The sequence below is a fragment of the Streptomyces sp. SID5785 genome (assembly GCF_009870065.1).
In the GTDB taxonomy this organism is placed as follows: Bacteria; Actinomycetota; Actinomycetes; order Streptomycetales; family Streptomycetaceae; genus Streptomyces.
The window spans coordinates 1-22,416 of record NZ_WWIA01000587.1; the positions used below are offsets into that span (position 1 = coordinate 1).

Here is a 22,416-nt window from a genome sequence, read left to right on the forward strand (position 1 = left end):
TGTCCGGCGGATCATGTCGCGGGCGCGGGGTCTCACCAGCACAGAACAGCCCGGCCCACCTGGACCGCGACCTGATCCGCCGGACAGGCCCTAAGCGCCGACCTGCGCAAACACCGTACGGGCGTACGACGCGGCGGCCACCCCCGGCTGCAAGGTCGCATGGGCGGCCACGGCATGGACGTCCCGCCAGGCGCGCTGCAACGGGTTCGAGCGCATCAGCGCACGCGCCCCCGCACTGCGGAACAGGCGACTCACCGCGTCCGCCGACAGCGCCGCGGCGCGCGAGGCGTCGCGCTGGTTGCGCGCCGCCTCCTCCGGCGCGAACGCCGCCCGGGGCACGCGGGCCGCCCGGTCCGCACGCTGCGCCGCCGCCTCCAGGAGCAGGGCCGCGGCGTCGATGTCGCCCGAGCAGGCGGCCAGGGTCTGCCGTACCGCCGGGTCCGCGGCACCGCCACGAGCCCCGGCCAGCGCCACCCACGCGTCAAGTGCGGCCCTGGCGGCACCGAGCGCCGGCGCGCAGAACAGCAGGGCGGCGACCAGGGGGTAGGGCACCTGATGGCAAGGAGCCGCGTCCGGTCCGCCGACGCCGGCCATCAGCACGTCCCGTAGACAGGAGCGGTGTTCGGGGACGAACGCACCCTCGACCTCGACCTCGTGGCTGCCCGTAGCGGACAGGCCGACGCTGTCCCAGGTCCGGTTGACCCGGACGTCCCGTCTGGGCAGCAGGAGAATGCGATGGCCGGGAGGGCCGACCGGCCCCTCGTCCAGCACCGCGAGCAGAATCCAGTCGGCGTGCTCGACACCACTGGCGAACGACCAGCGGCCCGTCAGCAGCCACCCCCCGGACACGCGGGTGAGACGGCCGGAGGGCGGCACCACCGCCGCGGCTATCGCGGTGTCGGGGGACCGGGCCCACAGCTCCGCCTGGGCCTCCTCGGGCAGATGGGCCGCCAGTCGCGCGTGAGCGGCAAGCAGCGCACAGCACCACGCGGTCGAGGCGCAGGACTCCCCGACCGTCGCCACGGCGTGCACCGCGTCCGCGAAGTCACCGGCCGCGCCACCCCATCGGCGCGGTACGAAGTGCCGGGCGAAGCCCGTCTCCGGCAGCGCGGCGACGACATCCGGATGCAGACAGGCGCTCTCCTCCGCTGCGCGGGCATGCCGGGCGGCCAGGGCGCAGGCGGATTCCAGGGCGAAGGACGGGGCGGGCGGGGCCGTGGTCATAGAAACCTTCCATGAGGTCGGTAGGCGACTAGAAAAAGATTCGATTGAGAAGGTATTTTTTGTGGACAGTCCCAGTAGTCGACAACGAGGGCGGACGAGGTGAAACAGGACAGAGCCCGGCGGACGCACGCGCTGCTCCTCGACTCGGCGGCGGCGGAGTTCTCCCTGCACGGCTTCACCGGCACGAACCTGTCCGACATCGCGACGCGCTCCCGCCTCACCAAGGGCGCGCTGTACGGCCACTTCTCCTCCAAAGCGGAGCTGGCCGACGAGCTGACCCGGACGTTCGAGGAAGAGTGGGGCAAGCTCCTTGCCGAGGAGCGGAGTTCGGTCCGCGCGCTGGCCTTGCGGCTGACGCGCCGGATGGACGAGGACGTGAGGTTCGCCGCAGGGCTCAGACTCACGACGGACGCGGCGCGCGTGGACGGGCGCGAGTCCGTCCCCCTCGGCGAACTGCGTTCACAGCTCGTCGAGTTGATTCGCGCCGCACAGGACGACGGACGCATCACCGAGCACTTCCGGCCGCACACGCTGGCCGGGGTCGCGCTGGCCCTGTTCCTCGGAACGCACGCGGCAGACTGGGTGGTCGGCGACACCGGCGCCGCCGACCACTGGGACGCCTTCCTGTCCGCCTTGCGCACGGACGCGGGCTGACAGCGGCGACACCCCCTCGAACCGCAGCCCACCCGCGCGGGGACGCACCGGGCCCGGCAGCCGCGACCACCCCTGAGCGGTCGCCTGCGCCACGAGTTCCGGATCGTCGCCCACGACGACCGGGTTCCCCACACATGCCAGGAGCGACAGATCCGAGGCATCGTCCCCGTAGGCGGAGCAACGCGCCGGCGAGAGCCCCCGGTCACCCATGACCAGCCGAGCCGTGTCCGCCTTGACCTGCCCGATCATCGGGGGCCCTGCCAAGTCACCGGTCAGCACGCCGTCCACCACCCGCGGAACCGTCCCGACAACCAGATCGGCACCCACCGCCTCACCGATCGGCGACAGACAGGCCGCGAAGGAGCCGGACAGCAGGACGACGAGGTCACCGTCCCGCCGGTGGCGCCGCAGCGCGTCGACGACGACAGGGTGGAACAGGCCGCGCCCCTCCTCCCGGGCGAACCAGGACCGCCCGCTCCGCTCCAGATCGGCCGCACGGATACCCCGCAGCAGCCGGTAGTAGGACCGGTTGACCTGCTCGCGGGGCACACGCGAGCGCAACTGCGCGCCCAACGAGGCCCGAGCCGCCGCGAACCGGGCCGGACCACCGCGCTCGCGACCCCAGTGGAACGCGAGGAGGGCGAGCATGCTCTTGCCGGTGATGAGTGTCTCGTCGACGTCGAAGAACGCCGCCCCGACGGGGCCGCCTGCCTGGCGCATGGGAAACCTCTGCCGTGAGTGGAGAAGGAAGGGGCATGGAGGTACGCGGGTACGGAGATACGGAGTCGCTGACGCGCTGACGCTCTGACGCTCTGACGCTCTGACGTCACGGCGCTCGACCGCCGTGACGTCTGGCGATACTGGCGTTACCGGAGCTACCGGAGCTACTGGAGCTACTAGAGCTACTAGAGCTACTGGAGTTCCGGCACCGTCAGCGACGGGAACCCAGCTCGACGTGGGCAGCGTCGACCAGGTCCAGAATCCTGTCGGCGTACGGGCACAACAGCGCGCCTGCCGCGGTGAGTTCGACCGCACGGTTGCCCCGGCGTACGAAGAGTGCGGAGCCCACGATCTCCTCGAGACCCTTGATCTGGGCGGTGACGGCCGGCTGCGAGTAGTGGAGGTTGCGGGCCGCGCGCGTGAAACTCAGTTCGCGGGCGACTTCCCGGAAGGTGCGCAGACGGTGGAGATCCATGGTCAGTCCCGGACGAACAGGGCGTCCGCCTCCGCGAGAACGGTCTCCCCCTGCGTCGCGACCAGACGCAGAGGCCCCTCAGGACGGGTGGCCGCCCGGATCACCACCGGCCGGAACAGTTCACCGAAGGACCTGAACCGCGCCTCCAGCGCGGTGATGACACACCTGTCGGCCGCGGCCAGCACGCCCGCCTGCCGGAACGCCTCGAGCAGCATCATGCCGGGCACGTGGTCCGACGGGTGCTCGAAGTAGCCCGGGTGGCCCGGGTCGACGTGCAGCAGCCACGTGGCGCCGTCGCCGTCGGGCACGGCCCGGAGCAGCACGTCGGCGTCCTGCCGACCGGCGACGGCCGGCGCCCGCGTGAACCCCTCCGGCGCGGCCGCACCGCGACGGGGGCCAGAGCCGCCGCCCCGGCGACGGAGCAGCTCGTAACGGTGGGCGTCGACCACGACGACCGAGACCACACCGCGGGCGCAGTCCGCACCGTCGACCGTCACGGAGACCTCGAGCCGGGCGTCGAACCGGCCCGCGCGCGGGTCGCCCTGCGTCTCGACGCAGACGTCCAGCACGGCATCGAGCGGGACGTCGGACACCTGCAGCGCAGGGTGGTCCGCCACGTGCAGGTCGAGGGACTTGAAGACGAAGTGATGCCCGAACGGGACACCGTGGAAGCGGTGGAGCAGCAGGATCCCTGCCTGCCGCACCGTTTCCGCGAGGAGCATGAAGTCGCAGCGCCCGGAGGCGTCAGGGCGGTAGAGCGCGTGGTGGCGCGGCCACTGCGCGCCCACCAGGAAGCGATCGGCGGCGACCTCCGCCGCGTCGGTGAGAAAGACCTCGGTGACCGAGGCGCGGTGCACCAGCTGGCGCGGCACCGTCCGGTCGAAGGTGAGCCCCGCCCTGATGTCCTCCACCGTTTCAGCCGACACCGTGCCCAGCGTGCTGACAGACATGCCTGTTTCCCCCAAAGGCTGTATGTGTACGCGCAGATGAGACGTGAGGGGGCAGCCGCCGACTGCGGTTCCCCCGTTCCGCCTCGAGAAAATATACCTTCGGGAATGTATATTGCAATGGAGATCCGAGGACAGGTGGTGGCGAGATGCCGAACAGCAGGACCGAGCCGAAGCAGGAACGGGCCCGGCGCACGAGGGGGCAGATCCTCGCAGTCGCCGCAGAGCTCTTCGCGCAGCGTGGATACGCCACGGTGACGCTGCAGGACGTCGCCGAGCGGGCGTCGATGACCAAGGGAGCCGTCTACTTCCACTACAAGAACAAGGAAGATCTGGCCGTGGCGGTCGTGCGCGAGCACTACGGACGCTGGCCGGGGATCCTCGAGAAGGTCTCCCTGCGTGAGCTCCCCGCGTTCGAGGCCCTCGTCGAGGTACTCGCGCAGGTGAGCAGGACGTTCCACGAGGACGTCATGGTCCAGGCCGGCGCCCGCCTCCAGATCGAGCGGTCGCTGATCGAGGCCGACCTGCCGGAGCCGTACGTGGGCTGGGAGGACTACCTGACCGAACTGGTCGAGGCGGTCGAGAAGGCCGGCGAACTGCGCGAGGGGATCACCCCGCGCGCCGCCGCCCGAATCATCGTGGCCACGTTCTTCGGCATGCAGCACATCTCCGACGTCCTCACCCGCCGGGCCGACCTCGCCGAACGCCAGGCGGAACTGCACACCGTCCTCCTGGACGGCCTCCGCAGACCCTGACCGTGACGGCCCGGCAGGACCCGACGCCGACGGGGGACCACCCGGGCAGGGCCCGGCCGCGCTTCGCCGCCGTCCACGGTCACCCGAGCAACAAAAACCCCAGGCCGTAAGGATCCGGCCTGGGGTCTCAGTCTGAGCCGCCTTCGGGATTCGAACCCGAGACCTACGCATTACGAGTGCGTTGCTCTGGCCATCTGAGCTAAGGCGGCGCCGCCGGGCGCACCGGAGTGCGTCAGCAACGTCGCCAATCCTACACGGTCCCCGGGGGTGGTCCGCCCACCCTTTTTGCGGGGCGGTGACCGGTCACGAGCAGCGCTTTCCGTCCTTCGGCGGGGTGCCGGACAGGAGGTAGGTGTCGATCGCTCCGTCGATGCAGGTGCTGCCGCGGCCGTACGCGGTGTGGCCGTCGCCGTCGTAGGTGAGGAGGCGGCCAGAGGAGAGCTGGGCGGCGAGGGACTTGGCCCAGGGGTAGGGGGTCGCGGGGTCGCGGGTGGTGCCGACCACGACGATCGGGGCGGCGCCCTTCGCGGTGATGCGCTGCGGGGCACCCGTGGGCTTCACCGGCCAGTACGTGCAGTTCAGGGCGGACCACGCGAGGCCTGCGCCGAACACCGGGGAGGCCTTCTCGAAGTCCGGTACGGCCTTCTCCGCGTCCGCGGCCGAGTTGAAGGAGGCGGGTGCGTCGAGGCAGTTCACGGCGGCGTTGGCGAACATCAGGTTCGTGTACGTGCCGTCCGGGTCGCGCTCGTAGTAGCTGTCGGACAGGGCGAGGAGCCCGGCGCCGTCCTTCTGCTTCATCGCCGCGGTGAGCGCGTCGCGCAGCTGCGGCCAGGCGCCCTCGTCGTACATCGCGGCGATCACGCCCGTCGTCGCGAGGGACTCGCCGAGCTTGCGGCCGTCGGGGTCGCTCGCGGCGAGCGGCCGGGTGTCCAGCCGCGTGAAGAACTTCTTGAGGCGCTCCCCCGCCTGCGCCGGGGTGCCCGTGCCCAGCGGGCAGTCGGAGCGACCCACGCAGTCCTTCGCGAAGGACTGGAAGGCCGTCTCGAAGCCGGCCGTCTGCTGCAGGTTGAGTTCGCGCGCCGACAGCGACGGATCCATGGCGCCGTCGAGGACCAGCCGGCCGACCCGCTCGGGGTAAAGGCCCGCGTACGTCGCCCCGAGGAAGCTGCCGTACGAGGCCCCGACGTAGTTGAGCTTCTCGTCGCCGACCGCCGCGCGCACGAGGTCCATGTCACGGGCCGCCTCGACGGTGGACACGTGCGGCAGCACCCGGCGCGAGGTCTTGTCGTGCGTCTCGCAGCCCTGGGCGAACTTCTTGAACGCGCCGCTCAGGCCCGTCCGCTCCGCGTCGTCGTCCGGCGTGACGTCGGTCTGCGTGTACCGGTCCATGGCGCGCCCCGACAGACAGGTCACCGGCTCGCTGCGCGAGACGCCGCGCGGGTCCACGGCGACCATGTCGTACCGGGCCCGGACCTTCTCGGGGTAGCCGATGCCCGCGTACGACTGGAGGTAGCCGACCGCGGAGCCGCCGGGTCCGCCGGGGTTCACCAGGAGTGAGCCGAGGTGCTTGCCGTGTCCCGTGGCCTTCTTGCGCGAGACGGCAAGGTCGATCTCGCCGCCGTCAGGCTTGTCGTAGTCGAGCGGCGCCTTGAGCGTCGCGCACTGGAAGCCCGGGGCACCGCAGTCGCGCCACTTCAGGGTCTGGTCGTAGTACCGGGTCAGGTTCTCCGGCGTCGACCGGGGCAGGGCGGCGAGCGAGGCGCCGGCGGCGTCCGAGGGCTCGTGCGAACAGGCCGTGACGCCGGTCAGCAGCAGCCCCGCGGCGGCGGCCAGCAGGGCGGTTCGGTGACGGCGGGCGGTCGGAGGGAGGCGCCAGGAGTGCATCGGGCGAGCGTAACGTTCCGCGCGCACCCCGTCACCTTGCGTGCCCTTCTGGAGGTCGGCCCCGACGCAGCGGCGTGCTCAGCCCGCGCGCAGGGCCATCGTCATGGCCTCCACCGCGAGAAGCGGCGCGACGTTGCGGTCGAGGGCGTCGCGGCAGCCGCCGATCGCCTCGATCCGGCGCAGCGTCGACTCCGGCGAGGTCTCTCTGGCGAGGCGCTCGAGGGTGTCCTGGACGTCCACATTGGCCAGCGCCACCCGCGAACCGAGCTGCAGCGCGAGCACGTCCCGGTAGACCCCCGTCAGCTCGGTGAGCGCCAGGTCGAGACTGTCCCGCTGCGACCGCGTGCGCCGGCGCTTCTGCTTGTCCTCCAGGTCCTTCATGACGCCCGCGGTGCCGCGCGGCATCCGCCCGCCGCTCTGCGCGCCGAGCGCCGCCTTCAGCTCCTCGGTCTCCTTCGTGTCGACCTCCTCGGCGAGCTGCTTGGAGTCCTCGGCCGCCGCGTCGACCAGCTCCTGAGCCGCCTTGAGGCAGCCGCCCACGTCCGCGACGCGCAGCGGCACCTTCAGGACGGCAGCCCTGCGCTCCCGCGCGCGCGGGTCCGTGGCCAGACGGCGGGCCCGGTCGATGTGGCCCTGGGTGGCGCGGGCGGCGGTGGCGGCGGCAGCGGGCTCGATGCCGTCACGCCGGACGAGCATGTCGGCGACCGCGTCGACCGCCGGGGTGGAGAGCGTGAGCAGGCGGCAGCGCGAGCGGATCGTCGGCAGCACGTCCTCCACGGACGGTGCGCAGAGCAGCCAGACGGTGCGGGGGGCGGGCTCCTCGACGGCCTTGAGCACCGCGTTCGCCGACTTCTCGTTGAGCCGCTCGGCGTCCTCGACGAGGATCACCTGCCAGCGGCCGCCGGCCGGCGACGTGTACGACTTGCGGACGGTGTCGCGCATGTCCTCGGCGAGGATCTGCGTGCCGACCGCGGCGACGGACGTGACGTCCGCGTGGGTGCCGAGCAGCGCCGTGTGGCAGCCGTCGCAGAAGCCGCAACCAGGAATGCCGCCCAGCGCGCGGTCCGGGCTGACGCACTGGAGCGCCGCGGCGAAGGCACGCGCGGCGGTCACCCGGCCCGCGCCCGGCGGCCCCGTGAACAGCCACGCGTGCGTCATCTTCGAGGCGGGGGGCGGCGGCGCGTCCGCCGCGGCCGCCGTCACCAGGGCGTCCGCGTCCCGCGCGGCCGCGTCCAGCGTCCCGGCCACGCGCTCCTGACCGACCAGGTCGTCCCACACGGTCATGCGCCACCCACCCTCTTCTCGTCCTCACGCCATTGTGCCGGGCCCCACTGACACGCACGCACGACCCACGGGCGCGCACCACCACGGACAGGCGCCACGACAGGCACGCGCCACGACGGGCATGCACCCGCCGCGGGCGCGGTGACCGGGTCGCGCGGTGAAACCGGGCTGACAATCCGCGCCCTGTGCGATGGGATACGGCGATGAGCGATCCACGTACCGGTACCGGCCTGCGCATCGAGACCCTCACGCCCGCCGACGACGCGGCCCTCGCCGACTGGCGTCACGTCCACAACACCGTCGTGCCCGTCGCGTCGGCCCTGCTCTCCCTCGAGGACGTCCGCGAGCGCGCGGGGCGCAACGTCCTGGAGGTCGCGTACGCCGCGGACGGCACCCTCGTCGGCTGCACCACCGTGCGCCCGCCCCGCGACGGGGCCGCCGCCACGGTGATCGCGCGCGTGCTTCCCGGGCACCGCGGCCGGGGTCTCGGCACGGTCCTGTACGAGCGCGGGCTCGCCGCCGCCCGGACGCTCGGCGCCGACGCGGTCGAGACTGTCGTCCTGACGTCGAACGCGGCGGGGCTGCGCTTCGCCGAGCGCGCCGGGTTCACCGTCGAGGTCGACCGGTACCGGCTGGACGGCGACACCGTGGACTGGGTCGAGCTCAGGCTGGCCTGAGCCGCCGCACGCGCCGGGGCCGCCGCCCGCGCCCGGTTCGGCCGGAGCTCCCGCCCCGGCCCGCCCGGTGTCAGCGGCGGCGGCGCCCGCGCCCGTCCTCCGGGTCGTCGCCGAGTCCACCGAGCAGCTCGTCCGCGAGCGACGGAAGGTCGTCGAGCGGCGTCTCCTCGGCCCAGTCCGGGCGGGGCCGGCGCGGCCGGCCCGACTCGTCGACCTGCGGGAGTTCGGCCGTCCGCTCGTTCGGCCCGTCCTCGCGCGCGGGCCGCTCGTCACGGAAGTAGCCCTGCGGCACCCGGTCGGCCGGATCCTGCACCTGCGGCAGAACCGCTGTCTCGTCGGCCTGCGGGCGCGGCAGCTGCGCCGTCTCCTCGGCGTCGTGCACCGGGACCTGCGGCATGACCGTGGTCTCCTCGGCGTCCGGGCCGGTGGGCTCGGGCCGCACGATCGGAGTCGGGACGGTCGTCTCGTTGTCGGGAACCTCCGGAGCCCGCTGGGCCCGCTGGGCCTGCCGGGCCTGCCGGGCCCGCGAAGCACCCGAACCCGACGCGTCAGAAGTACCCGACGCACCCGAAGTGCCCGAAGTGCCCGAAGTGCCCGAGTCCTGCTGAGCGTCCGAGTCCTGCGGCGACGGCGCGCCGTGACCGGCACCCCCCGCACCAGAACCGGCGGCGGTGCCGGAGGCCGCGGCACCGGAATCCGGCAGCTCGACCTTGCGCAGGTTCGCCGTCGGCGTGTGCCCGCTGCGCTGGGCCGCCTGCGCCGCTTCGGCGGCGAGCCGACGGGCCTCCTCCGCGCGCAGCAGGGCTTCCTCGGCCTTGCGCTGCTTCTCCAGGCGCCGCTCCTCGGCCTCGGCCCGCAGCCGCGCCTCCTCCTCGGCCTCCTTGCGGCGGCGCTCCTCCTCGATCTTGCGCGCCTTCTCCTCGGCGAGCAGCCGGGCCTGTTCCGCCTCGGCCTTGCGGCGGGCCTCCTGGGCGCGCCGGCGTGCCTCCTCGGCCTGGCGCTCGGCCTCGATGCGCTGCGCCTCCTCGAGCTCGCGGCGCTGACGCTCCTCCTCCTCGGCCCGCAGCTTGGCGAGCTGCTCCTGGCGCTCGCGCTCCAGGCGCTCCTCCTCGGCCTTGCGGGCGGCCTCTTCCTCGGCCTTGCGGCGCGCCTCTTCCTCGGCGGCCCTGCGGGCCTCCTCCTGGGCCTTGATCTCGGCCTCGGAGAGCGGAAGGAGCTGGTCGAGCCGGTGCCGGATGACCGTGGTGACGCCCTCGGCCTCCTGGCCGCCGTCGACCACCAGGTAGCGCCCCGGGTCGCCCGCGGCCAGCGTCAGGAAACCGGCCCGTACGCGCGCGTGGAACTCCATCGGCTCCGACTCGAGCCGGTCCGGCGCCTCGGTGAACCGCTCGCGGGCGGCCTCCGGGTCGACGTCGAGCAGTACCGTGAGGTGCGGCACGAGCCCGCTGGTCGCCCAGCGGTTGATCCGGGCGACCTCGACCGGCGACAGGTCACGGCCCGCGCCCTGGTAGGCGACGGACGAGTCGATGTAGCGGTCGGAGATGACGACGGCGCCGCGCTCCAGGGCCGGGCGCACGACGGTGTCGACGTGCTCGGCGCGGTCGGCGGCGTAGAGGAGGGCCTCCGCGCGGTGCGACAGGCCCGCCGACGACACGTCGAGCAGGATGGAGCGCAGCCGCTTGCCGACCGGCGTCGCGCCGGGCTCGCGGGTGACGACGACCTCGTGGCCCTTGGCGCGGATCCACTCGGCGAGCGCCTCGGCCTGCGTGGACTTGCCGGCGCCGTCGCCGCCCTCCAGGGCGATGAAGAAGCCGGTGGTGGCGGGGGCCTGCGCCGGATCGTTCCCCCCGAGCAGGGCGTCGCGCAGGTCGTGGCGGAGCGGGACGCCGCTGCGGTCGTCGGTCTTGGCGAGGACGAGCGCGGCGACGGGCAGCAGCAGCGCGCCGACGAGCATCAGCGTGAACGCGGCGCCGCCGTGCGCGAAGACGAACTTGCCGTTCTCCAGGCGGTGCGGCCCGATCAGTGCCGCGACGACCGGCGCGACGAGCACGCCGAGCGCCATGGCGACGCGGACGACGGCCTGCAGATGTTCGGTCGTGCGGGCCCGGCGGTACTCCTCGGTCTCCTGGTCGAGGAGGGTGTGCCCGGTGTTCGCGGCGATGCCCGCGGTGACTCCGGCCACGGTGAGGACGAGGATCACGGTGGTGACGTCGGGGACGAGACCGGCGGCGAGCAGGGCGACGCCGGTGGTCGCGACGACGAGCGCGAGCAGCCGGCGCCGGGACAGCGAGGGCAGCACGCCGGGCGCGGTGCGGATGCCGACGGCGGTGCCGCCGGTCAGGCCGAGCGCGAGCAGCCCGAAGGTGACGGGTCCGCCGCCCAGGTCCTTGGCGTGCAGGACGGAGACCGCGACGGCGGCCGAGACCGCTCCGGCGATCGCGGCGCAGGCGAGGACGAGCAGCGGGATCGCACCGGTACGGCCCTTGTCGACCCCGGCCCCGGTCTTCGGCCGGCGCAGCCCCTCGAGCGGCGAACGCGCGCGCGGGGTCTGCGTGTCCGACAGCTCCAGGAAGAAGACGACGGAGAGGGAGGCGGCGAACAGGCCCGCCGCCACGTAGGACGACAGGGCGACCTGGTGCAGCGAGAACCAGTCGACGCCGGCGCCGATCAGGTTCTGCACGAGGGTGACGAGGACGAGGGTCGCGGCGGCGAGCGGCACGGCGACGAACGTGGTGCGCAGCGACAGCCGGCGCAGCGCGTCCATGTGGTCCGGGAGCGGCCGGATCGCGGCGCCCTCGGGCGGCGGTGCGGGCAGCAGCGCGGGCGCCGCGCTCTCCTTGGCGACGGTCCAGAACCGCTCGGCGACCCCGGCGACGAAGGCCGTCACGAGGATCAGCGCCAGGGCGTTGTCCGGCGTCCAGTCGATCCAGAGCGGGGCGACGATCAGCAGAGCGGCGCGCAGTCCGTCGGCGCCGACCATGGTCCAGCGGCGGTCGAGCGGGCCGCCCGGTGAGGTCAGGGCGGTCAGCGGGCCGAGCAGGACGGCGCCGAACAGCAGCGTCGACAGGATCCGCGCCGCGAACACGGCGGCGACGGCGAAGGCCACGCCCCGGTACCCGCCGCCGAAGGACGTCTGCGCGATGGCCGCCTGAAGGGCGAGCACGACCAGGACGAGGACGCCGAGGACATCTCCGACCCCGCCGACGAGCTGTGCGGACCACAGCCTCTTCAGCTGCGGGGCGCGCAGCAGGGCGCGCACCGCTCGCTCGCGGGAATCCGCCACGAGGGTGTCGTCGGAGGCCGTGTGGGGGGCCGTTGGCTGCTCGGCACGGGTCATTCGTCCAGCCTATCGGGACGCACTGTCACGCAGGGCCCCCGCCCGAACAAATGCCCGGGAGCAGGCAGGACGCCGGGCCCCACCGGAAACGAGGGCACCCCCGGGGGCAGCGAAGGGCGGCGGACATACGGGAAGGGACGCCCCGCAGGACGTCCCTTCCCGTCGTTCTCCGGCCGCTCTCGCGCCTCATGTGCCGCAGAGCAGACCCGTCACCCGCCCGCTCCACGGAGCGGACACGCCCGCCCCGCGGGGCGCGGACTACTCCGCGGGCGCCGCCTTCTTGGCAGCGGTCTTCTTCGCAGCCGTCGTCTTCTTGGCGGTCGTCGTCTTCTTCGCGGCGGTCTTCTTGGCCGTCGTCGTCTTCTTCGCCGCCGTCGCCTTCTTGGCCGGCGCCTTCTTGGCGGCCTTCTTCGCCGTCTTCTTGGCGGGGCCCTTGGCACGCTTCTCGGCGAGCAGCTCGTAGCCGCGCTCCGGCGTGATGTCCTCCACGGAGTCGGCCGCGCGCAGGGTCGCGTTGGTCTCGCCGTCGGTGACGTACGCGCCGAAACGGCCGTCCTTGACGACGACGGGCTTCCCGCTGACCGGGTCCTCGCCGAGCTCCTTGAGCGGGGGCTTGGCGGCGGCCCGGCCACGCTGCTTGGGCTTGGAGTAGATCTCCAGGGCCTCGTCGAGGGTGATGCCGAAGATCTGGTCCTCGGTCTCCAGGGAGCGCGAGTCCGTGCCCTTCTTCAGGTACGGCCCGTACCGCCCGTTCTGCGCGGTGATCTCGACGCCCTCGGCGTCGGTGCCGACGACGCGCGGCAGCGACATCAGCTTGAGCGCCTCGTCGAGGGTGACCGTGTCGATGGTCATCGACTTGAAGAGGGAGGCCGTGCGCGGCTTGACCGCGTTCTTCCCGGTCTTCGGGGTGCCCTCGGGGAGCACCTCGGTGACGTAGGGGCCGTAGCGGCCGTCCTTGGCGATGATCTGGTTCCCGGAGACGGGGTCCGCGCCGAGTTCGAAGTCGCCGCTCGGCTTGGCGAGCAGCTCCTCCGCGTACGCGACGGAGAGCTCGTCGGGCGCGAGGTCCTCGGGGACGTCGGCGCGCTGGTGGCCCTCGGAGTCCCGCTCGCCGCGCTCGATGTACGGGCCGTAGCGGCCGACGCGCAGCACGATGTCGCTGCCGACGGGGAACGAGGAGACCTCGCGGGCGTCGATCGCGCCCAGGTCCGTCACCAGTTCCTTGAGGCCGCCGAGGTGGTCGCCGTCCCCGTTGCCCGCGGAGGAGGCGGAGCCGGCGTCGTCGCCCTCGCCGAAGTAGAAGCGCTTGAGCCACGGCACGGACTGGGCCTCACCGCGCGCGATGCGGTCGAGGTCGTCCTCCATCCTGGCCGTGAAGTCGTAGTCGACGAGCCGCCCGAAGTGCTTCTCCAGGAGGTTGACGACAGCGAAGGACAAGAAGGAGGGCACGAGCGCCGTCCCCTTCTTGAAGACGTAGCCGCGGTCGAGGATCGTGCCGATGATCGACGCGTACGTCGACGGACGGCCGATCTCGCGCTCCTCCAGCTCCTTGACCAGCGAGGCCTCGGTGTAGCGGGCGGGCGGCTTGGTGGCGTGGCCGTCGACCGTGATCTGCTCGGCGGACAGTGCGTCGCCCTCGGCGACCTGCGGCAGGCGCCGCTCGCGGTCGTCCAGCTCCGCGTTCGGGTCGTCGGCGCCCTCGACGTAGGCCTTGAGGAAGCCGTGGAAGGTGATCGTCTTGCCGGAGGCGCTGAACTCGGCGTCGCGGCCGTCGGCGGAGGTGCCGCCGATCTTGACGGTGACGCTGTTGCCGACCGCGTCCTTCATCTGGGAAGCGACGGTCCGCTTCCAGATCAGCTCGTACAGCCGGAACTGGTCGCCGGTCAGGCCGGTCTCGGCGGGCGTGCGGAAGCGGTCGCCGGAGGGGCGGATCGCCTCGTGCGCCTCCTGCGCGTTCTTCACCTTGCCCGCGTAGGTGCGCGGCTTGTCCGGGAGGTAGTCCGACCCGTACAGCTGCGTGACCTGGGCCCGGGCGGCGGAGACCGCCGTGTCCGAGAGGGTCGTGGAGTCCGTACGCATGTAGGTGATGAAGCCGTTCTCGTACAGCTTCTGGGCCACCTGCATGGTCGCCTTCGCGCCGAAGCCCAGCTTGCGCGAGGCCTCCTGCTGCATCGTCGTCGTACGGAAGGGGGCGTACGGCGAGCGGCGGTACGGCTTCGACTCGACGGAGCGGACGGCGAAGCTGGTGCTCTCCAGGGCGGCGGCGAGCGAACGCGCGTTCGCCTCGTCCAGGTGCAGCGTGTTCGCCGAGCCGGCCTTGAGCTGCCCGAGCGAGTCGAAGTCGCGGCCCTGCGCGATGCGCTTGCCGTCGACCGAGCTGAGCCGCGCCACCAGGGACGACGGGTCGGACGGGTCACCGGCGCGGCCCGTCGCGAAGGTGCCGGTCAGGTCCCAGTACTCGGCGGAGCGGAAGGCGATGCGCTCGCGCTCCCGCTCGACGACGAGCCGGGTGGCGACCGACTGGACGCGGCCGGCCGACAGGCGCGGCATGACCTTCTTCCACAGGACCGGCGAGACCTCGTAGCCGTAGAGGCGGTCGAGGATGCGGCGGGTCTCCTGGGCGTCGACCATGCGCTTGTTGAGCTCGCGCGGGTTGGCGACGGCGGAGCGGATCGCGTCCTTGGTGATCTCGTGGAACACCATCCGGTGGACGGGAACCTTGGGCTTCAGGACCTCCAGGAGGTGCCACGCGATGGCTTCGCCCTCGCGGTCCTCATCGGTGGCGAGGAAGAGCTCGTCGGAGTCCTTCAGGAGATCCTTGAGCTTCTTGACCTGCGCCTTCTTGTCGCTGTTGACGACATAGACGGGCTGGAAGTCGTGCTCGACGTCGACACCGAGGCGGCGGACCTCACCCGTGTACTTCTCGGGGACCTCCGCCGCGCCGTTGGGGAGGTCGCGGATGTGCCCGACGCTCGCTTCGACGACGTATCCAGGGCCCAGATAGCCCTTGATCGTCTTCGCCTTGGCGGGCGACTCGACGATGACGAGTCGGCGGCCGCCCTGTGCGGTCTCGCTGGTCGGGGACAACTTCGCTCTTCTCTCCGGTCGGCGGTTGGGGCCGTTCTGGTCGTTCGGGCCGGTGCGCGGCGCTGCTTGTGCGGCGCTGCTCGTGCGGCACTGCTGCGGAGTGTGACGGTACCTCCCGCCGGTGTGTCAAACGGGAAAAGCACGCAGCAGCCACTCGGAACGGTAACCCGACTCCTCGTGATCCTGCCCCCGGACCGTGGAGCGGACGCCTCGCCTCCGGGTGAGCGCAAGATCACTCTGCGTGCCACGTTCCTGTCACGAGCGTCCCTGTTGCGCTGCATCGGGCACCGGTCCGGCCACCGGGGCCCACACCCTTATTCCTTGCTGACAAGATGGCGGATGGCTGGGGGAGCCCGGGGCCTGGGGACAGCGCCGCGAAGGAGCCTCCGGCTCGTCCCCGAAGACCTCCGACCGCAGGAGCACCCGATGTCCGACAGCAACCCCTACGGCCAGCCTCCCCAGGACCCGAACAATCCGTACGGCTACCCGCAGCAGGGCTCGCAGCCCGGCTACGGCGCCCCGGGCCAGCCCCCGCAGGGCGGCCAGCCGATGTACGGGTACCCGTACCCGGACTCCGCGCAGGCCGGCGGCGCGTACCCGCCCCAGCCGGGCATGGTCGCCGGCTACGACCCGATGGCGCCGTTCGGCTACGACCCCTACGGCCGTCCGTACTCCGACAAGTCGAAGATCGTCGCGGGCGTTCTCCAGCTCTTCCTCGGCACGCTCGGCGTCGGCCGCTTCTACATCGGCAACGTCGGCATCGGCCTGGCCCAGCTCTTCACCTGCGGCGGCTTCGGCATCTGGGCGCTGATCGACGGCATCATCCTGCTGACCAGCAGCAACACCACGGACTCCAACGGCCGTGTCCTTCGCGGCTGACCGTGTCCCGGCCCTGCTGCGGCACCCGGCGACCGCGCCCGCCGGGGTGCTGGCCGCCGGGCTGACCGGAGCGCTGTACCTGTACGGCACCGACCCGCACGCGTCCGGCCAGTGGCTGCCCCGCTGCCCGTTCCACTGGGCCACCGGCCTGTGGTGCCCCGCGTGCGGCGGGACGCGGATGGTCTACGACCTGATGCACGGTCAGTTCACCGCCGCCTGGTACGACAACCGCTTCCTGCTGCTCGCCGCCCCGTTCGCCCTCGCGCTGCTCGGGCGCTGGGCCTACGAAGGGCTGCGCGGCCGCCGCTGGCGTCCCTCGCTCAAGCCCCGTACCCAGCTCGCGATCCTGCTGGCCGCCACGGCCTGGACCGTTCTGCGCAACGTGTTCTGACCTGCTGTCACACCCCGCGGGCGGCCCCTACATCACAAAGCCGCCACGATCCGCACCAGAACGCCCGTCACCCGGTGCGGCTCGCCTAATTTGGGCTCTTCCGAGGCCACCGCCACGTCCCCACCAGCGCATGCGCCTCATCCATCCGCTCAGGCGCACGCTCCGGCGTGCCCTTTTCATGTCCCCAGGAGCACAGCCATGTCCTACCCCGCCCAGCCCGCGCAGCCCGACCCGAACGCGCCCTTCGGCTACGACCCGCAGGGCCGTCCGTACTCCGACAAGTCGAAGATCGTCGCGGGCGTCCTCCAGCTCTTCCTCGGCGGCCTGGGCATCGGCCGCTTCTACGTCGGCAACGCGGGCGTGGGCGTCGCCCAGCTCCTGACCTGCGGCGGCCTCGGCATCTGGGCGCTGATCGACGCGATCCTGTTCTTCACGAGCAACGACCGCACCGACAGCCAGGGCCGCGTGCTGCGCGGCTGACGCACAGCCGGTCCAGCACCCACGACGCCTGTCTCCGTCCCGCCTGTCTCCGTCCCGGCCGGGGCGAGGGCAGGCGTCGTGCGTTCACGGGGCACCACATCGCCGGCGCACCGCGAAAGAGCGCGCGCCCCTGATCAGATGTGGCCGAAACACCACACGGAGGCCGCGAGCGAGGCCAGCCCGACGGCACCGGCGATGACCGCCGCGGCCACCGGGCGCACGCCTCCTTCCGCGACCGGCACGCCGTGCACGGACCGTGCCCCCGTCCACAGCAGCAGCCCCGCCCCGAACAGCGCGAACACCGCACCCGCGAACACCGCAGGCGTACTCTCCATGGCCCAGCCTCCCGCCGTCGGCGCCGTCGTCGGCGCCCCGGGCCGCGAGGCTGGCACGGGCGGGGGAACCCGAGGTGAACTCCCGTACAGCGCACGGCGAAGAGCGCCTTGCCGCGCGGTACCCGCGGGCGGGCGCCTCAGGCCGCCGGACCGCCGGGCACGGGCTCCAGGAAGCCCTGCTCGACGAGCGTGCGGATCTGCGCGGGCGTCCGGTCACGCAACACCACGGGCTCCTCGCCCATCAGTTGCGCGATCGCGTCCAGGATCCGCCCGGCGCTGAGCGTCCCGTCGCACACGCCCGCGAACCCGGCGCCCACCGTGTCCACCTTCGTGGCACGGCGCATCCCGCGCCCCTGGCGCAGCACGACGTGCTCCGGGTCCTCCGCGCCGGGCAGCCCGACCTGCTCCTGCACGACTTCACCGGCCAGCGTGAACGACGCCTCGAGCAGCGCCGCGTCGTCGTGCTCGCGCAGCCAGTCCACGCGCGCGAAGTGCGCGCGCACGGTCTCGCCGAGCGGCTGCTCCACGGGATGCGGCCACTCCTCGACGACGACCGAGGGCGCCTCGGCGGCCGCCTCGCTCCGGCGCAGCGTGATCCAGCCGAAGCCGACGGCCCGGACCCCGCGCTCCTCGAACTCGTCGAGCCACGCGTCGTAGCGCGCGGCGTACGCGGCCGGGTCGGTGCGGTGGTCCCCGGCGTCGCGCAGCCACAGCTCCGCGTACTGCGTGATGTCCTGCACCTCGCGCTGCACCACCCAGGCGTCACACCCGCGCGGCACCCACGAGCGCAGCCGCTCCTGCCACTCCTCGCCGTCCACGTGCTGCCAGTTGGCCAGGAACTGTGCGTACCCCCCTTCGTTCAGCCGGTCTCCTGCCTGCTGAACGAGCGTGCGGCACAGATCGTCCCCGCCCATGCCACCGTCCCGGTACGTGAGCCGGGCGCCGGGCGAGATGACGAACGGCGGGTTCGACACGATCAGGTCGTACGTGGCCTCGCCCACCGGCGCGTACAGCGAGCCCTCGGCGAGTTCGGCGGCCGGCACCCCGCTCAGCGCGAGGGTGAGCGCGGTGATGTGCAGGGCGCGCGCGTTGAGGTCGGTGGCCGTCACGCGCGTGGCGTGCCGGGTGGCGTGCAGCGCCTGGATGCCGGAGCCGGTGCCCAGGTCGAGGGCCGACGCGACGGGCGTGCGCACGGTGATGCCGGCGAGCGTGGTGGAGGCGCCGCCGACGCCGAGCACGACGCCCTCGTCGCCGCTGCCGATGCCGCCCGCACCGCCGACCGCGCAGCCCAGGTCGGACACGATGAACCAGTCCTCACCGTCCGGGCCGCCGTAGGGGCGCACGTCGACGGTCGCGGCGAGCTCGGAGCCGGCCGCCCCCTCGGGACCGGCCTCTCCCTCGGGGCCGCTCTCGCGCAGCCAGCCGCTCTCCACGCACGCGGGGAGCGGCAGCACGTCCGCGAGCCGCTCGCGCGGGACGGGCTGCTGGAGGAGGAAGAGGCGGACGAGCGCCTCCAGCGGGCCCTCTCCGCGCGTCGCCCGCAGAGCGGGCACGGTCTCGCTGCGGGCCAGCGCCGCATAGGCGGGCGCCCCGAGCAGCTCGAGCAGCCCGTCGGCGGTGAACTCGGCTTGCAGGAGCGCGTCACGCAGGGCGGACGCGACATCGGAACGGTCGGCGGCGGGCAGGTTGTCCAGGCTGGTACGACTCACGCTCCCATTGTGACCCGGAAACGGACCGCGCCCCCGGTGCGTGGCACCGGGGGCGGCGTGGGGCCGTGGGGGGAGGTCGGTGAGAGGGGTCGGTGGGAGCCGTCAGGACTTCTTGGAGGCGGACGGCGACGGGGAGGCGCTCTTGCAGCCGTCCTGCTTCGCCATGGCCTCGCCGACCTCGCCCTCCTGAAGCTGGTTGATGGCGCTGTCGCCGCTCTTGCTCAGCTTGGTCAGGCCGGTGGCGATGCCCTCCAGGCCCTTCGCGAAGGCCGCCTGGTCGCCCGTGTCGAGCTTGTCGACCTTCTTCTTCAGGTCGGCGTACCCCGTGGAGAGGGCGTCGAGCTCCTTGACGGCGTTCTGCTGCTTCGTCTTGCCGTCGTCGGTGGGCGGCGGGCCCGCCTTCTCGACCGCGTCGGCGATGTCGCCGTACGCGTCGGACAGGTCCTGGAACGCCTTGGAGTCCGCCTTCTGCACGTCGGCGGGCTTGCTGTTCTCCGAGCTCACCTTCTGGATCGAGTCGTTGGCGGCCTGGATCTTCTTCGCCGGGGCGACGCGGGCGTCACAGACCTGCTTGGCCCAGGCGTCCAGCTTCTCGTTGCTGTCGTCGCCGCTGCAGCCCGACAGCGCCAGTACCAGTACCGCACCGCCGGACAGTGCGGCCGCGAGCTTCTTGTTCACCGGATTGGTCCCTTCCATGGCTCTCGGCCCCGGAACTTACACGCCAAGCACACGACCAGCGCACGCAAGGCGTTAGATATGACCACTTTGTTTCGCTTTAGCAGCCATTTGCACCAAGGGAGAGAAGGCTCACGGAACACAAACCGAGAAACTCGGGACACGCCAGGGGCGGACGGCCCGTCAAACCGGGCCGTCCGCCCCTGTGTTGACCCTCCGTCCGGCGCCCCCGGACTACGGCACCACCGCCGGGTCGGCCGGTCCGGCCTGTTCCGGAAGGCGGCCCGTCCCGCCGCCGTCACCGTCCCCGTCGTCGCCGACCGCGATCCCGCGCCGCTTCGACACGTAGACCGCGCCCACGATGACCGCGAGCGACAGGACCGCGATCGCGACGCGCACGCCGACGCTCGCGTCGTCCCCGTAGCTGAACTTGACGACCGCGGGCGCGATGAGCAGCGCGACGAGGTTCATCACCTTCAGGAGCGGGTTGATGGCCGGTCCCGCGGTGTCCTTGAACGGGTCGCCGACCGTGTCGCCGATGACCGTCGCGGCATGGGCCTCGCTGCCCTTGCCGCCGTGGTGACCGTCCTCGACGAGTTTCTTCGCGTTGTCCCACGCGCCACCGGAGTTGGCCAGGAACACGGCCATCAGCGTGCCGGTGCCGATCGCGCCCGCGAGGTACGCGCCGAGTGCGCCCACACCGAGCGTGAACCCGACCGCGATCGGCGCCATGACGGCCAGCAGACCGGGCGTGGCCAGCTCCCGCAGCGCGTCCTTCGTGCAGATGTCGACGACCCGCCCGTACTCCGGGGTCTCCGTGTGGTCCATGATCCCGGGGTGCTCGCGGAACTGCCGCCGCACCTCGTAGACCACCGAACCCGCCGACCGCGACACCGCGTTGATCGCCAGCCCCGAGAACAGGAAGACCACCGCGGCCCCGACGATCAGCCCCACCAGGTTGTTGGGCTGCGCGATGTCCATGCTCAGGTTCATCGCCCCGCCCTCGCCGACCTTCTCGCCGACGTCCTGGGCGGCCGAGACGATCGCGTCCCGGTACGAGCCGAACAGCGCGGCGGCGGCGAGCACCGCCGTCGCGATGGCGATGCCCTTGGTGATCGCCTTGGTCGTGTTGCCGACCGCGTCCAGGTCCGTGAGCACCTGCGCGCCCGTGCCCTCGACGTCACCGGACATCTCCGCGATGCCCTGCGCGTTGTCGGAGACCGGTCCGAAGGTGTCCATGGCGACGATCACGCCGACCGTGGTCAGCAGCCCGGTCCCGGCGAGCGCCACCGCGAACAGCGCCAGCATGATCGACGTACCGCCCAGCAGGAACGCCCCGTAGACGCCGAGGCCGATCAGCACCGCCGTGTACACGGCGGACTCCAGGCCGATCGAGATGCCCGCGAGCACCACGGTCGCCGGACCCGTCAGCGAGGTCTTGCCGATGTCCCGCACGGGGCGCCGGGTCGTCTCGGTGAAGTACCCGGTGAGCTGCTGGATCAGCGCGGCCAGCACGATGCCGATGGCGACGGCCACGATCGCGAGGATCCGCGGATCGCCGTCCTTGCCGGCCACCTCCCCGATCGCCCCGTCCAGCTCGGCGTACGAGCCCGGCAGGTACGCGAAGACGGCCACGGCGACCAGGACCACCGAGATCACCGCGGAGACGAAGAAGCCGCGGTTGATGGCGCTCATGCCGGAGCGGTCACCACCGCGCGGGACCACCGCGAAGATGCCGATCATCGCGGTGACGACCCCGATCGCGGGCACGATCAGCGGGAAGGCGAGTCCCGCGTCGCCGAACGCCGCTTTCCCGAGGATCAGTGCGGCCACCAGAGTGACGGCGTAGGACTCGAACAGGTCGGCGGCCATCCCGGCGCAGTCTCCGACGTTGTCGCCCACGTTGTCGGCGATGGTCGCGGCATTGCGCGGATCGTCCTCCGGAATGCCCTGCTCGACCTTGCCGACCAGGTCGGCGCCGACGTCGGCGGCCTTGGTGAAGATGCCGCCGCCGACGCGCATGAACATCGCGATCAGCGCGGCTCCGAGCCCGAAGCCCTCCAGGACCTTGGGCGCGTCGGCCGCGTAGACGAGCACGACGCAGGAGGCACCGAGCAGCCCGAGCCCCACCGTGAACATGCCGACGACGCCACCGGTACGGAAAGCGATCTTCATTGCTTTGTGGGACACCGAAACGGGATCTTTTCCTGGTTCCCCGCCGGCCTCGGACGCCTCACGGGCCGCGGCGGCGACCCGCACATTACTGCGGACCGCGAGCCACATTCCGATATAGCCGGTCGCCGCGGAGAACAGCGCGCCGATCAAGAAGAACACCGAACGCCCGGCGCGCTGATTCCAGTCGTCCGCGGGCAGCAGCAGGAGCAGGAAGAACACGACGACGGCGAACACTCCGAGGGTGCGGAGCTGCCGGCCCAGATAGGCGTTCGCGCCCTCCTGGACCGCGCCGGCGATCTTCTTCATGGAATCCGTGCCCTCGCCTGCCGCGAGCACCTGGCGCACCAGGACTCCGGCGAGGGCGAGCGCCGCGAGCGCGACGACGGCGATGACGATCACGATCAGACGATTGCCGTCCGTCAGGGCCGCGGCTGCGAGATGTGAGGGGGTGGAAGGCTCCGCCATTCGTCCTCCTTGACGCTTGGACTGAGCTCAAGACGTGGACGGATTGTAGGGAGCGGATCCTGATCAAAACAGTGCGCGGCAAAAGATAAGATCGGTGCGCGCCAAAACCCTTCGATAATGCCCTGGAGGCATTATCGAAGATCGCGGAATGAAGAAGATCGCGCGGCCACGCTAATCACCACTGGAATCACCAGTCGTATCGCCGCTCTGATCAACGTTCTGATCGACGTTCTGGTCGACGTTCTGGTCGACGTTCTGGTCGA

The 22,416-nt window shown here is 72.1% G+C and carries 17 protein-coding genes, 1 tRNA gene and 1 pseudogene; 6 read left to right on the plus strand and 13 right to left on the minus strand.

Annotated features, from left to right (window positions below; translation table 11 throughout):
- Window positions 1-90: 90 nt before the first annotated feature.
- On the minus strand, window positions 91-1,224 hold the full coding sequence (locus GTW43_RS18995) for an acyl-CoA dehydrogenase family protein (RefSeq protein ID WP_161303215.1): 1,134 nt from the start codon (window positions 1,222-1,224) through the stop codon (window positions 91-93).
- A gap of 99 nt (window positions 1,225-1,323) precedes the next feature.
- On the opposite strand from GTW43_RS18995, the gene GTW43_RS38150 reads away from it, so the two are divergent.
- Window positions 1,324-1,878: a TetR family transcriptional regulator gene (locus GTW43_RS38150; RefSeq protein WP_161303216.1), complete on the plus strand. Its 555-nt coding sequence runs from the start codon at window positions 1,324-1,326 to the stop codon at window positions 1,876-1,878.
- A gap of 108 nt (window positions 1,879-1,986) precedes the next feature.
- On the opposite strand, the pseudogene GTW43_RS38155 reads toward GTW43_RS38150, so the two are convergent.
- The 3 genes and pseudogenes from GTW43_RS38155 to GTW43_RS19015 all read right to left on the minus strand — a co-directional run.
- Window positions 1,987-2,598: pseudogene (locus tag GTW43_RS38155) on the minus strand (HAD-IB family hydrolase); the annotation flags it as partial.
- Between the two features lie 211 nt (window positions 2,599-2,809).
- Window positions 2,810-3,073, minus strand: a complete 264-nt coding sequence (locus GTW43_RS19010; RefSeq protein ID WP_161303218.1) for a LysR family transcriptional regulator — start codon at window positions 3,071-3,073, stop codon at window positions 2,810-2,812.
- A gap of 2 nt (window positions 3,074-3,075) precedes the next feature.
- Window positions 3,076-4,023: a ScbA/BarX family gamma-butyrolactone biosynthesis protein gene (locus GTW43_RS19015; RefSeq protein WP_161303219.1), complete on the minus strand. Its 948-nt coding sequence runs from the start codon at window positions 4,021-4,023 to the stop codon at window positions 3,076-3,078.
- Between the two features lie 146 nt (window positions 4,024-4,169).
- Here GTW43_RS19015 and GTW43_RS19020 point away from each other — a divergent pair, with 146 nt between their 5' ends.
- Complete coding sequence (locus GTW43_RS19020; RefSeq protein ID WP_161303220.1) at window positions 4,170-4,775, plus strand: ScbR family autoregulator-binding transcription factor; 606 nt, start codon at window positions 4,170-4,172, stop codon at window positions 4,773-4,775.
- A 135-nt stretch (window positions 4,776-4,910) separates the two neighbouring features.
- Here GTW43_RS19020 and GTW43_RS19025 read toward each other — a convergent pair.
- The 3 genes from GTW43_RS19025 to GTW43_RS19035 form a co-directional block, all read right to left on the minus strand.
- Window positions 4,911-4,984, minus strand: a tRNA-Thr gene (locus GTW43_RS19025).
- Between the two features lie 94 nt (window positions 4,985-5,078).
- Complete coding sequence (locus GTW43_RS19030) at window positions 5,079-6,659, minus strand: alpha/beta hydrolase (protein WP_161303221.1); 1,581 nt, start codon at window positions 6,657-6,659, stop codon at window positions 5,079-5,081.
- A 78-nt stretch (window positions 6,660-6,737) separates the two neighbouring features.
- Window positions 6,738-7,943, minus strand: a complete 1,206-nt coding sequence (locus tag GTW43_RS19035) for a DNA polymerase III subunit delta' (protein WP_161303222.1) — start codon at window positions 7,941-7,943, stop codon at window positions 6,738-6,740.
- A 203-nt stretch (window positions 7,944-8,146) separates the two neighbouring features.
- Between GTW43_RS19035 and GTW43_RS19040 the strand changes: the two genes are divergently transcribed.
- Entirely contained in the window at window positions 8,147-8,620 is a 474-nt protein-coding gene (locus tag GTW43_RS19040; RefSeq protein WP_161303223.1) for a GNAT family N-acetyltransferase, read from the plus strand.
- Window positions 8,621-8,690: 70 nt separating this feature from the next.
- Here the strand turns inward: GTW43_RS19040 and tmk are convergent, their stop codons facing one another.
- Window positions 8,691-11,957: a dTMP kinase gene (tmk, locus tag GTW43_RS19045; protein ID WP_161303224.1), complete on the minus strand. Its 3,267-nt coding sequence runs from the start codon at window positions 11,955-11,957 to the stop codon at window positions 8,691-8,693.
- Window positions 11,958-12,215: 258 nt separating this feature from the next.
- Window positions 12,216-15,044 (minus strand): type I DNA topoisomerase, encoded by a 2,829-nt coding sequence (gene topA, locus GTW43_RS19050; protein ID WP_161303225.1) that lies wholly within the window; start codon window positions 15,042-15,044, stop codon window positions 12,216-12,218.
- A 426-nt stretch (window positions 15,045-15,470) separates the two neighbouring features.
- Here topA and GTW43_RS19055 point away from each other — a divergent pair, with 426 nt between their 5' ends.
- The 3 genes from GTW43_RS19055 (at window position 15,471) to GTW43_RS19065 (ending at window position 16,794) form a co-directional block, all read left to right on the plus strand.
- Window positions 15,471-15,923: a TM2 domain-containing protein gene (locus tag GTW43_RS19055; protein WP_161303226.1), complete on the plus strand. Its 453-nt coding sequence runs from the start codon at window positions 15,471-15,473 to the stop codon at window positions 15,921-15,923.
- Complete coding sequence (locus GTW43_RS19060) at window positions 15,907-16,314, plus strand: DUF2752 domain-containing protein (RefSeq protein WP_161303227.1); 408 nt, start codon at window positions 15,907-15,909, stop codon at window positions 16,312-16,314. Before GTW43_RS19055 ends, GTW43_RS19060 begins: the two co-directional genes overlap by 17 nt.
- A gap of 198 nt (window positions 16,315-16,512) precedes the next feature.
- Window positions 16,513-16,794, plus strand: a complete 282-nt coding sequence (locus GTW43_RS19065) for a TM2 domain-containing protein (RefSeq protein ID WP_161303228.1) — start codon at window positions 16,513-16,515, stop codon at window positions 16,792-16,794.
- A 134-nt stretch (window positions 16,795-16,928) separates the two neighbouring features.
- Here GTW43_RS19065 and GTW43_RS19070 read toward each other — a convergent pair whose 3' ends face one another.
- From GTW43_RS19070 to GTW43_RS19085, 4 genes are all read right to left on the minus strand, one after another.
- Window positions 16,929-17,129, minus strand: coding sequence for a hypothetical protein (locus GTW43_RS19070; RefSeq protein WP_161303229.1), 201 nt, complete (start codon window positions 17,127-17,129; stop codon window positions 16,929-16,931).
- A 137-nt stretch (window positions 17,130-17,266) separates the two neighbouring features.
- Complete coding sequence (locus GTW43_RS19075) at window positions 17,267-18,838, minus strand: methyltransferase (protein ID WP_161303230.1); 1,572 nt, start codon at window positions 18,836-18,838, stop codon at window positions 17,267-17,269.
- Between the two features lie 102 nt (window positions 18,839-18,940).
- Window positions 18,941-19,534: a small secreted protein gene (locus GTW43_RS19080; protein WP_161303231.1), complete on the minus strand. Its 594-nt coding sequence runs from the start codon at window positions 19,532-19,534 to the stop codon at window positions 18,941-18,943.
- Between the two features lie 213 nt (window positions 19,535-19,747).
- A complete protein-coding gene (locus tag GTW43_RS19085; protein ID WP_161303232.1) occupies window positions 19,748-22,153 on the minus strand; it encodes a sodium-translocating pyrophosphatase in 2,406 nt (801 codons plus the stop codon).
- Window positions 22,154-22,416: the final 263 nt, after the last annotated feature.

Bases quoted from the DNA above. Each gene is read 5' to 3' on its own strand.
- GTW43_RS19085 (WP_161303232.1), bottom strand. From the start codon at position 22,153: ATGGCGGAGCCTTCCACCCCCTCACATCTCGCAGCCGCGGCCCTGACG.
- GTW43_RS19010 (WP_161303218.1), bottom strand. From the start codon at position 3,073: ATGGATCTCCACCGTCTGCGCACCTTCCGGGAAGTCGCCCGCGAACTG.
- GTW43_RS19070 (WP_161303229.1), bottom strand. From the start codon at position 17,129: ATGGAGAGTACGCCTGCGGTGTTCGCGGGTGCGGTGTTCGCGCTGTTC.
- GTW43_RS19015 (WP_161303219.1), bottom strand. From the start codon at position 4,023: ATGTCTGTCAGCACGCTGGGCACGGTGTCGGCTGAAACGGTGGAGGAC.
- tmk (WP_161303224.1), bottom strand. From the start codon at position 11,957: ATGACCCGTGCCGAGCAGCCAACGGCCCCCCACACGGCCTCCGACGAC.
- GTW43_RS19020 (WP_161303220.1), top strand. From the start codon at position 4,170: ATGCCGAACAGCAGGACCGAGCCGAAGCAGGAACGGGCCCGGCGCACG.
- GTW43_RS19065 (WP_161303228.1), top strand. From the start codon at position 16,513: ATGTCCTACCCCGCCCAGCCCGCGCAGCCCGACCCGAACGCGCCCTTC.
- GTW43_RS19080 (WP_161303231.1), bottom strand. From the start codon at position 19,534: ATGGAAGGGACCAATCCGGTGAACAAGAAGCTCGCGGCCGCACTGTCC.
- GTW43_RS19055 (WP_161303226.1), top strand. From the start codon at position 15,471: ATGTCCGACAGCAACCCCTACGGCCAGCCTCCCCAGGACCCGAACAAT.
- GTW43_RS19030 (WP_161303221.1), bottom strand. From the start codon at position 6,659: ATGCACTCCTGGCGCCTCCCTCCGACCGCCCGCCGTCACCGAACCGCC.
- GTW43_RS18995 (WP_161303215.1), bottom strand. From the start codon at position 1,224: ATGACCACGGCCCCGCCCGCCCCGTCCTTCGCCCTGGAATCCGCCTGC.
- GTW43_RS19040 (WP_161303223.1), top strand. From the start codon at position 8,147: ATGAGCGATCCACGTACCGGTACCGGCCTGCGCATCGAGACCCTCACG.
- GTW43_RS19035 (WP_161303222.1), bottom strand. From the start codon at position 7,943: ATGACCGTGTGGGACGACCTGGTCGGTCAGGAGCGCGTGGCCGGGACG.